10 protein-coding genes and 1 tRNA gene are annotated in these 7,642 nt (G+C 42.9%); 8 read left to right on the plus strand and 3 right to left on the minus strand.

The window, feature by feature from the left end; all coding sequences use genetic code 11:
- The first annotated feature begins 13 nt into the window (after positions 1-13).
- The 6 genes from mltB to lipA all read left to right on the plus strand — a co-directional run bounded on the left by mltB (position 14) and on the right by lipA (position 5,183).
- Positions 14-1,012, plus strand: a complete 999-nt coding sequence (gene mltB / locus AB4135_RS08265; RefSeq protein ID WP_371991930.1) for a lytic murein transglycosylase B — start codon at positions 14-16, stop codon at positions 1,010-1,012.
- Entirely contained in the window at positions 999-1,787 is a 789-nt protein-coding gene (locus AB4135_RS08270; protein ID WP_371991932.1) for a septal ring lytic transglycosylase RlpA family protein, read from the plus strand. The genes mltB and AB4135_RS08270 overlap by 14 nt, the downstream gene beginning before the upstream one ends.
- Before the next feature lie 103 nt (positions 1,788-1,890).
- The gene (locus AB4135_RS08275; RefSeq protein WP_371991934.1) at positions 1,891-3,063 is read left to right on the plus strand and encodes a serine hydrolase; all 1,173 of its coding nucleotides are present in this window, start codon (positions 1,891-1,893) and stop codon (positions 3,061-3,063) included.
- A 141-nt stretch (positions 3,064-3,204) separates the two neighbouring features.
- Positions 3,205-3,471 (plus strand): DUF493 family protein YbeD, encoded by a 267-nt coding sequence (ybeD, locus tag AB4135_RS08280; RefSeq protein WP_371991936.1) that lies wholly within the window; start codon positions 3,205-3,207, stop codon positions 3,469-3,471.
- Between the two features lie 93 nt (positions 3,472-3,564).
- Positions 3,565-4,221, plus strand: coding sequence for a lipoyl(octanoyl) transferase LipB (gene lipB / locus AB4135_RS08285; protein ID WP_371991938.1), 657 nt, complete (start codon positions 3,565-3,567; stop codon positions 4,219-4,221).
- The gene (gene lipA / locus AB4135_RS08290) at positions 4,218-5,183 is read left to right on the plus strand and encodes a lipoyl synthase (protein ID WP_371991939.1); all 966 of its coding nucleotides are present in this window, start codon (positions 4,218-4,220) and stop codon (positions 5,181-5,183) included. Before lipB ends, lipA begins: the two co-directional genes overlap by 4 nt.
- A gap of 85 nt (positions 5,184-5,268) precedes the next feature.
- Here the strand turns inward: lipA and rimI are convergent, their stop codons facing one another.
- The 3 genes from rimI to AB4135_RS08305 all read right to left on the minus strand — a co-directional run bounded on the left by rimI (position 5,269) and on the right by AB4135_RS08305 (position 6,270).
- Entirely contained in the window at positions 5,269-5,706 is a 438-nt protein-coding gene (gene rimI / locus AB4135_RS08295) for a ribosomal protein S18-alanine N-acetyltransferase (RefSeq protein ID WP_371991941.1), read from the minus strand.
- Positions 5,703-6,053, minus strand: a complete 351-nt coding sequence (locus AB4135_RS08300) for a hypothetical protein (protein ID WP_371991943.1) — start codon at positions 6,051-6,053, stop codon at positions 5,703-5,705. The genes rimI and AB4135_RS08300 overlap by 4 nt, the downstream gene beginning before the upstream one ends.
- Positions 6,054-6,193: 140 nt before the next feature.
- A tRNA-Trp gene (locus AB4135_RS08305) sits at positions 6,194-6,270 on the minus strand.
- A 319-nt stretch (positions 6,271-6,589) separates the two neighbouring features.
- On the opposite strand from AB4135_RS08305, the gene AB4135_RS08310 reads away from it, so the two are divergent.
- Together AB4135_RS08310 and AB4135_RS08315 are read left to right on the plus strand one after the other, a co-directional pair.
- On the plus strand, positions 6,590-6,802 hold the full coding sequence (locus AB4135_RS08310) for a patatin-like phospholipase family protein (protein WP_371991945.1): 213 nt from the start codon (positions 6,590-6,592) through the stop codon (positions 6,800-6,802).
- A gap of 27 nt (positions 6,803-6,829) precedes the next feature.
- Positions 6,830-7,540 (plus strand): DUF6363 domain-containing protein, encoded by a 711-nt coding sequence (locus tag AB4135_RS08315; RefSeq protein WP_371991947.1) that lies wholly within the window; start codon positions 6,830-6,832, stop codon positions 7,538-7,540.
- Positions 7,541-7,642: the final 102 nt, after the last annotated feature.

Here is a 7,642-nt window from a genome sequence, read left to right on the forward strand (position 1 = left end):
GATTGTAAAACAGATGAAGCTGTTGAATCGTATTCTAGCGCCCATAGCGCTGACTCTTTTATCAGGCTCCGTATTCGCAGATCCAATCGAGCCTAGTGTTGCTGAACTTAAAGCAGAGTTTATGCAGACTCAAAACGCTAAAGGATTTAGCGACGAAGCAACTCAGGCATTTATTGATAATGCCGAATTTAACCAAGCCGTCATTGATGCGATGACCAAGCCATGGGAGGCTAAGCCTTGGCATCAGTACTATCCTATCTTCCTAACCGAAAAACGCTTAGATGCAGGACTTAAGTTCTGGAAAGAGCATGCTGATACCATAAAAAGAGCCTCTAAAGAGTTTGATGTCGACCCACAGATTATTGTTGCCATAATTGGAATTGAAACCTTCTATGGCGGCTATATGGGCAACTACCCAGTTAAAGATGCTCTATATACGCTAGGCTTTCACTATCCGCCAAGAGCGACTTTCTTCAGAAAAGAGTTTGCCAATTTGCAAGAGCTTGTCAAAGAAGAAAACCTTGATATTAACAATCTAAAAGGTAGCTACGCGGGTGCAATGGGTTACGGTCAATTTATCCCATCCAGTTACCGACACTACTCCGTTGACTTTGATAACGACGGTAGCCGTGACCTCCTTAATAGTCCTGTTGATGCCATTGGCAGTGTCGCCAACTACTTCCATCAACATGGGTGGCAGAAAAATCAGCCAGTAGCGCTGGAATTAACGTTAAATAAAGCATTACCTGCTACAGTGAAAACTTGGGCTGGAGAGAAAATGCACTACCAAATTGCAGATATTTTATCTCCCAATGTCGCACTCGCTAAATCAATGGACATCGATATTTCCCAGCCTGGTCTAGTGATCAAACTTGAACAGCAAGATCATGATGAATATTGGTTAGGTCTGAAGAACTTTTATGTCATCACCCGCTATAACCGCAGCCCTTTATACGCAATGGCGGTATACCAGTTTAGCCAGGAACTTAAGCAAGCTTATGCAACGTATTAATCTTCTCCTTATTCTCTTCATCGCAGGCTTGCTAGCAGCCTGTTCGAGTAGTGATAAAAGCCGTTACGATATTGCTGACGATAGAGCGCCAACATCAGCTCCAGACGTTTCAAAAGTTGAAGATGCACATCCCAAATTTGAGCCTTATAGCCGTGGTGGTAATAGAAAGAACTACACGGTTTTAGGCAAAAATTATCAAGTGATGGATAGTGGTGAAGGTTACCAAGCTAAAGGGATTGCTTCGTGGTATGGCAGTAAGTTTCATGGCCATTTGACCTCTAACGGTGAAACCTATGATATGTACTCTATGTCAGCGGCGCACAAGAGCTTACCGCTACCGAGTTACGTCAAAGTCACCAACCTTAAGAATAACAAAACAGTCATTGTTAGGGTGAATGACCGCGGTCCGTTTCATGAAGATCGACTCATCGATCTGTCCTATGCTGCTGCTCACAGACTCGACATGCTTAAAACAGGCACAGCAAATGTGAGCCTAGAGGTTATCTATATTGCCGATCCCGAATCAATTGCATTGGCAGAGCTAAAAGGTACAGAGCTGCACTTCATCCAAGTTGTGGCATCTTCTAACAAATCGCGTTTAGAGCTACTTGCCAAAGATCTTGAGCAAAAATATAAAGTTAATAGCCGACTACAACAGTCAAATAATTTATACCGTTTGCAGCTGGGCCCCATAGGTCAACAGCAGCTAGCCACAAAACTGACGGATAAACTTAAACAGCAGGGTTACCCACAAAGCTATTTAATCACTGAATGAAACAAGATTAATGAACCTATGGCGAATTACCTTGTCGACTAATGATATACTTTGTGGAACTTCGCTTTCATCTTACCTAAACATAAAGACGTGCATTATTAATATGAATTTATTAAACCAACCACTAAAAACGCTTTTGCTCGCGACCTCAGTCGCCGCCTTTTCTGCACAAGCAGCTCCTGTTGTTACCCCTAATGCACCGACTGTTGCAGCCAAAGCATATGTGCTTTTGGACTACAACACTGGGCAGATTATTGCAGAAAACAACGCTTACGAAAGCTTGAACCCTGCCAGCTTAACTAAAATGATGACCAGTTATGTTATTGGCCATGAAATTAAAGTTGGCAATGTATCACCATCAGATGAAGTCACCATCAGTAAGAATGCTTGGTCAAAAAACTTCCCTGACTCGTCAAAAATGTTTATCGAAGTAGGTAAGACGGTTACGGTTGAAGACCTTAACAAAGGTATTATTATCCAGTCTGGTAATGATGCTTGTGTTGCAATGGCTGAGCACATTGCTGGCACCGAAGATGGCTTTGTTGATTTAATGAATTCATGGGCAAAGCAGCTTGGTATGCAGGACAGCTACTTTGAAAACTCTCACGGTCTAGATTCAGATAATCACAAGACCACCGCCTACGATATGGCAATTTTAGGTGCGGCTATCATTCGCGACGTCCCAGAAGAGTATGCCGTTTATAAAGAGAAATCCTTTACTTATAACGGCATCAAACAATATAACCGTAATGGGCTTTTATGGGATAAAAGCCTAAATGTAGATGGCATTAAGACTGGTCACACTTCGGGTGCGGGTTACAACCTAGTGACCTCAGCAACAAAAGATGGCATGCGTTTAATCTCTGTTGTTATGGGCACTAAGAGTGAAACAGCTCGTAAAGCAGAAAGCAAAAAGTTGCTTAATTACGGCTTCCGTTTCTTTGAAACTGTGACTCCATACCAAGCCGGCGATAGTTTTGTTACCCAAAAGATTTGGTACGGCGACAGAGAAACAATTGATTTGGGTGTCACTACAGATACCCCTATTACGATTAGCCGCGGTCAAGCTAAAAACTTGCAAGCTAACTTTGAACTAACCAAAGAGTTAAAAGCCCCAATAGCTAAAGGCGAAACAGTTGGTCGTATCTACTTCCAGCTAAATGGCAAAGATATAGCGCAGTTCCCACTGGTCACCTTACAAGAAGTAAATGAAGGTAGCTGGTTTAGTCAGTTAATGGACTACTTTAAGCAGATGTTTGAAGGCTGGTTCAGCTAACAGCACCAATGCAGATAGAAGCCACCTTAGGGTGGCTTCTTGCGTTTAGTCACGCTGAATTTACTTGTAGCGAGATAACTAACCTTGAATTAGTTATAATTAGCACCATATTAAGGTTATTGAAATTGTCGAGAGTAAAAAATGTTAGATACTAAATTTGATGAATTAATGGAGTTCCCAGCCTCTTTTCCATTTAAAGTTGTCGGTGACGCTAGTGATACCTTACAAGACCGTGTGCTTGCCGTTGTACAAAGTCTAGCGCCAGGTGATTATGCGCCTTCAACCAAAGCCTCAAGCAAGGGGACATACTATTCAGTCACTATCCGTGTAACAGTTACTAGCAAAGAGCAGATTGAGAAATTGTACACTCAACTTGCCGAACTTGAAGGTGTTAAGCGCGTCTTATAAATATTACTCATTACTGATAAATGTGATCTGTCTTACATTTATCAATTTGAGGCGTATAATAGCCGCACTTATATTTGAGGGGAGAGGTTGCCCTTGCAAGAAAGCACTTTGCATATTCGCCATTTGGGTCGCCAAGATTACGAATCAGTGTGGCATGCTATGCAGCACTACACCGATAATCGTGATGAAAATAGCCAAGATGAGATCTGGGTTGTTGAACACACGCCAGTATTTACTCAAGGCCAAGCTGGTAAGAGTGAGCACATCTTGAATCCTGGTGATATTCCAGTTATCCAAGTAGATCGTGGTGGGCAAGTTACTTACCACGGTCCAGGGCAATTGGTTGTTTATCCTCTACTTGATATCAAGCGCCTAAAAGTGGGCGTACGCCAACTTGTTACTCACATCGAACAAAGCATCGTCAACATGCTAAAACGCTATGATGTAGAAGCTTATGCAAAAGCCGATGCTCCAGGTGTATATGTTGAAGAGCGTAAAATTGCATCTCTAGGTCTTAGGATCAGAAAAGGATGCTCTTTCCATGGATTGGCCCTAAACGTGGATATGGACATGTCCCCTTTTCAACGCATCAATCCATGTGGCTATGCCGGCATGGAAATGATCCAATGCAAACAGCTCGGCGGACCACAAACCGTTGAAGAAGCTGGCAAGCAATTAGTTGAAACCCTTAGCCAAGAGCTCGGTTTAGCAGACCTAGTTCACCATCAAGGATTACCTGAGTCATTATGAATAGGCCTGAAAGATTACAACCTGGTGTTAAGTTAAGAGATGCCGATAAAGTTTCGCGCATTCCAGTGAAAGTAGTACCATCTGAGCGTGAAACAATGCTTAGAAAACCCGACTGGTTACGTGTAAAACTTCCCGCATCGAATCAACGTATTACAGAGATAAAACAGGCGCTACGTAAAAATGGCCTCCACTCTGTCTGTGAAGAAGCCTCGTGCCCTAACCTCTCGGAATGTTTCAACCACGGAACAGCAACCTTTATGATTTTAGGCGCGATCTGTACTCGTCGTTGCCCTTTTTGTGATGTTGCACATGGCCGACCGCTTAAACCGGATGCTGAAGAGCCTAAGAAACTCGCTCAAACCATTAAAGACATGAAGCTAAAATACGTGGTGATTACTTCTGTCGATCGTGACGATCTACGTGATGGTGGCGCTCAGCATTTTGCTGATTGTATTCGTGAAATTCGACTGCTAAACCCTGAAATCAAAATTGAAACCTTAGTACCAGATTTCCGCGGTCGCATCGATAAAGCACTCGACATCATAGCGACTGAGCCACCAGATGTGTTTAATCACAATCTAGAAACGGCACCTATGCATTACCGTAAAGCGCGTCCTGGTGCCAACTATCAATGGTCACTTGATCTATTGAAAAAGTTTAAAGAACGTCACCCTGATGTGCCAACTAAATCCGGTTTGATGATGGGTCTTGGCGAAAGCAATGAAGAGATCGCTCAAGTTCTGCATGACCTTCGCGCCCATAACGTTGAGATGCTGACCTTAGGACAATACTTGCAGCCATCTAAATTCCACTTACCAGTAGAACGTTACGTGTCGCCTGCAGAGTTTGATGAATTAAAGGATTTAGCAGAGAGTATTGGTTTCACACATGCAGCCTGTGGTCCTCTAGTACGCTCAAGCTACCATGCTGATCTGCAAGCACAGGGCAAAGAAGTTAAATAGCTTTACTTGTATTCCACCAATTAACAGACTAATTGGTGGGATACCAAAAAAAAGCGCCATTTGGCGCTTTTTTTATCTGTTTCATTTATAAACTTAACGTCATCAGGATGGCATCTTCGGTGCCAATTTCAGTTTTGTAATACCCTTTACGTACACCTGCCAACTCAAAACCGGCTTTAGCATACAATGCTTGTGCTCCAACGGAAGATTCACGAACTTCCAGCATTAGCACTTCGGCCTCCTTTACACGAGCAAGTCCAATAACGGCATCAAGTAGCGCTTTACCATAGCCTTTACCTTGATGGACCGGCTCAACACAGATATCCATCAAGGTTGCATCTTCAAAGATCTGATGCAAAATAGCAAAGCCACATAACTCATCATCAGCTAGAACGCCCAAGCATTCATACAAATCACCAAAACAGCTGTTAATTGTCGACTCGTTCATAGGATGACTATGGGCATTAGCCGCAATCAGCGCCATCACAGACGAAAATTCCTTGGAAAGGGTAATAAGGTTCATAAAGAATCCTTAGGTTTCAGAAATGGCTGCATATTGCGCCATAACGCCTTTTTAGCTTCAGGATTTTTTTCTATCTCATTGATGGGTGCTGATAACAGAACCTCATTGTCATCTATTCCAGGTTTACCGCGCATATCCCAAACAACTTTGATGTTAGGCTCTGCAGCCGTCGCAAAGCGAACATGGTCACGATCGTAGCCCATCATCTCTAATACCTTAGTGATAATAGGGCTGCTGGTTTCATTGAGCCTACGAGGGCTCACAAGCACCATTGACAACTCGGGCTTTAACTCGGGTTTAACCCAACGGCTAATCCCCATTGCATCTAAGTAATCACTCGATTTCATATTGGCTCAAAAGGTACTAAAGACAGATAAGAATAACAGTTCACTTGCAGGCTTGTGAAGACATCAAGCCTTTAGTTATAGCAATTGCATTAAATCCTAGATGCAAAAAAGCCGAGCTAATGCTCGGCTTTTTCTATATTTGGCAGGGGTGGGGAGATTCGAACTCACAACATCCGGTTTTGGAGACCGGCGCTCTACCAATTGGAGCTACACCCCTGTTGACGAGACGCATTATGCGTAAACTGGCCTAAAAGGTAAAGTACTTTTTCAAGCAAAAGTTATCGACTGCTCTCTTTTCAATCAAAACCACTAAACCAAGTACATTTAGCACACAACGTAGGTCCTATTGGGTCTAAAAGTACACTTATACGGCAACGAACACTTTTGGAACAATGGTGATAGGTAAACTCTATCTGAGCAATTTGTTTAATCAATTATACAACAAGATGAGTAAACGCTAAATTTGCCTTAATTCTAACCAAGCTGGCATCGTATAACCAATGCACCAAGCTTTAACATCCAAGGGAGCAACAATAATGGCTAGTGACGCTAATACTCCCATAGCCCAAACGGCTTTGGTCGCTGAGGGCGGGGGTCAACGAGGTATTTTTACTGCGGGAATTTTGGATAGCTGGTTAGAGCAAAACTTCAATCCTTTTAGCTTATTAATAGGGACATCGGCAGGAGCTCAAAACTTATCAAGTTATGTCACCCAACAGCCAGGCTTCGCGCATCGAACAATCACATAATTTTCTAGTGACCCTAAGTTTTTTAGCTTGAGTCGGCCACTAAAGGGACAAAGTACAGTTGATCTCGACTGGTATTTTGACCAAGTGAACAGCAAATCAAAATATAAAGTGAACATTCAGCTCGATACTAACAAAGGTCTGCAGGAGTTAAACCGTCGGCAATTACTTATATCGACGACCAACAGTTCAAATTACCAAGCTAGCTTTTACAAACCGAATAAAGACAATTGGCTGACACTGCTTAAAGCTTCTAGTGCTTTGCCCATGTTATATAGAGAGGGGGTGAAAATTGATGGCGACTACCAAGTTGACGGTGGGCTTTCTGCACCACTCCCTGTAGAAGAAGCTTATAAGCGCGGAGCTAAGAAAATTGTAGTGCTAAGGACCTTACCCAGAGAGTATGCGGCTCATACGCCATGGATCAATCGATTGAAATCTTGGGTCTGCACGTCAAACCATTGCCCAAAAGCCATCGACTTCTTTATACACCACGAATATGCCTACCGAGATGCTCTGCGCTTTATAGCATCTCCGCCCAGTGATCTTGAGATCATCCAGATATTCCCTAATAGGAATCTCAAAAGCAAGTTAATTGGCAGCAAGAAAATCGCATTACAGTCTGATTACTTACTTGGTAAGCAAGCTGGAGCAGCATTTATCAAACGACACGCTAACGCTTTAAACCAAACTCCGCCAGCGAGCATTACCGCTCCACGTAAAACACTACGATACTGCTAGGTACCGTGCGTAAATCTTAACAGTTCATCAGTTATAAATCGCAGACGTAAAAAAGCCCGCTATATAATAGCGGGCTTAGATACTAATTAGGCGCCTGGAAAT

It is taken from the genome of Shewanella sp. 10N.286.54.B9 (genome assembly GCF_041468565.1).
In the GTDB taxonomy this organism is placed as follows: Bacteria; Pseudomonadota; Gammaproteobacteria; order Enterobacterales; family Shewanellaceae; genus Shewanella.